At 66.3% G+C, this 2,105-nt stretch carries 3 protein-coding genes; 1 reads left to right on the forward strand and 2 read right to left on the reverse strand.

Features of this window, described 5'->3' with window-relative positions; translation table 11 throughout:
- Positions 1-145: 145 nt before the first annotated feature.
- A complete protein-coding gene (locus A9Z05_RS03515) occupies positions 146-616 on the forward strand; it encodes an ATPase (RefSeq protein WP_069616891.1) in 471 nt (156 codons plus the stop codon).
- A 142-nt stretch (positions 617-758) separates the two neighbouring features.
- Here the strand turns inward: A9Z05_RS03515 and A9Z05_RS03520 are convergent, their stop codons facing one another.
- Both A9Z05_RS03520 and A9Z05_RS03525 read right to left on the reverse strand, forming a co-directional pair.
- Entirely contained in the window at positions 759-1,436 is a 678-nt protein-coding gene (locus tag A9Z05_RS03520; protein ID WP_069616892.1) for a DUF429 domain-containing protein, read from the reverse strand.
- A 9-nt stretch (positions 1,437-1,445) separates the two neighbouring features.
- Complete coding sequence (locus A9Z05_RS03525) at positions 1,446-1,970, reverse strand: HD domain-containing protein (protein WP_069616893.1); 525 nt, start codon at positions 1,968-1,970, stop codon at positions 1,446-1,448.
- Positions 1,971-2,105: the final 135 nt, after the last annotated feature.

A 2,105-nucleotide genomic window follows, 5' to 3' on the forward strand; every position in this document is an offset into this window, starting at 1 on the left:
GCTGACGCGCACGGAGGCTTCTGGCTCGACGGACCGTGAAACGCAACGCGCGCCGTCCTCCAAAGATATGACGAAGGCGGCTCTTTCCTTCTATATAAGAGAACCGAACGCGGAACGGGCATAGAAGCTGGCGCGGTCGAGTATCATGCCGCGACCGAACCACGCACTCATATTGATGATGGACAGCACGACTCAATCCGGCGGCAGCGACCTTCGCGACGAATATGCGGCACTGCGCGAGCGCGCGATCCTGCTGGAAGAACGGGTGCCGCCGCTTCTGCAACGCATCTCCGACATGTTGCCGCGCATCAGCGGCGAATCCGAACTGGCGGACACGCATCGCGAGCGGCTCGTCGGCGCACGCAATGCGGCGCTGGTCTCGATCGAAAACTATCAGCAGGCCATTCCGTTCCTGCAGACGGCCGACTCGATCATCGAGCAACTGGACAAGGCGCCCGAACGCGACGAAGACATCGAGTGGCGCGAATCGCTGCTCCAACGGCTGGACGAACTGATCGACGTCGCGGTCGTGATGATCGACGATGCGGACAGCTACTTCGACCACGCGCAAGCCTGCGACCTGTCCAGCGTGCCGAAATCCATCCTCGAGGACTGAACAGGCCTACCCGGGATCGCGCGGTGCAGAGGCATCGCGCCACGCCCGCCGACAGTCGCTAGCTGACCTCTTCGTCGCCGGGCCTGCCGCCCCCCACGAAACGCCCGGCGATCGCCATCCCGCGCGAAGCGGCACGCCCCTCCTACGGCGAATCGAGCACGATCGTCTCGCTCATCATCGGCACACGGATGTATCCGCCCGCCGCATCGCCGTACGCGTGCGCGTTCCCGTCGATCACGTATTGCGCGGTCAACGCACACAGCGTCGCGTCGCGCGCATCGACGGAGCGCAGCGTCGATACGTCGATGCCCAGCCGCTCCAGCAAGTGCCGGCGCTGGTTGCGCTTCTGCTTCGCCGACGCCACGGCCTTGCCCAGCATCGCGCAAGTAATCGCATACGGATAGGTTTCGAAGCTCACGCGTCCGCCCGCGTAGCGCGCGTCGGTCAGCAACGGATAGGCGTGGGCGAGCGCGCGGTAGACGCGCTCGCCCATGAACATCCAGTCGAAGAAGCCCGACGTGCTCGCGACGGCCTGCTCCCGCGACGGCGTCGGAAAGCACGAGATCCGTTCACGCGCGAGCGCCTGTTCGGCCGCGCGGCGGCCGCTCCCCGTCCACCACAGGCTCGGCGCGTCGACGCCGACGGCGACAACGTCATGAGCGAGACACAAAGCGGGCAGCGACTCGGGTGCGATCCGCTCCTCCCGGCAGACGACCGTCGATCCACACAGGATCACGAGATCGCACAGCTTCCTGTCGCCGCCGACGTCGACACCTGCCACGGCAGCCGCTTGCCGCGCGGCGGATCGGGCCGATCGCATGCGCGTGCGTCAGCCCGCCGGCCGCGCGGCGTACGCGGTGTCGAAAATCGCCTCGAGACCGGGATGGACGCCGCGCATCGGATCGACGACCGACTTCGCCCAGTCGAAGTACGCCTGCTTGCGTTCGAGTGGCCAGTCCGCGGGCGGGTGCCGGGCGATGTCGCGCAGGTTGCAGATCTTGTCGGCCAGCTTCACGAGCTTCGCGCGCCGGCTGATGGTGGCCGCGTGCTCGACCTGCAGACGCTTGCGCTCCTCCTTAGGCAACGACCTGTCGTCGGTGACTTCCATCACGATGTCCGCCACGTCCTTGCCGAACAACCGCAGCAACTCCTGCTCGGTCGTCTCCGTATCCTCGACCGTGTCGTGCAACACCGCCGCGACGATCACGCGTTCGTCCTCGACGCCGGCTTCGTTGGCGAGCACGTCGGCGAGCGCGATCGGATGATTGATGTACGGCGACGCTTCTTCGTCCTTGCGCCGCTGATTGCGATGCTTGTCCGCCGCGAACGCAATCGCGGCTACCAGCTTCTTCATATTCCCCCCTCGTGTGGCCAGACCCGCGACCGTTGACCCGGCCGCATGCGTTTCGGAACTGCTCATACTACCTGTACGCGATGACCCTTCCCGCGCGCCGGCGTACTCCGCATCACGCGCCGGCCGGCGCGCGCT

This window comes from Burkholderia sp. A2 (assembly GCF_001729305.1).
Taxonomy (GTDB): domain Bacteria; phylum Pseudomonadota; class Gammaproteobacteria; order Burkholderiales; family Burkholderiaceae; genus Burkholderia; species Burkholderia sola.

Bases quoted from the DNA above. Each gene is read 5' to 3' on its own strand.
- A9Z05_RS03515 (WP_069616891.1), top strand. From the start codon at position 146: ATGCCGCGACCGAACCACGCACTCATATTGATGATGGACAGCACGACT.
- A9Z05_RS03520 (WP_069616892.1), bottom strand. From the start codon at position 1,436: ATGCGATCGGCCCGATCCGCCGCGCGGCAAGCGGCTGCCGTGGCAGGT.
- A9Z05_RS03525 (WP_069616893.1), bottom strand. From the start codon at position 1,970: ATGAAGAAGCTGGTAGCCGCGATTGCGTTCGCGGCGGACAAGCATCGC.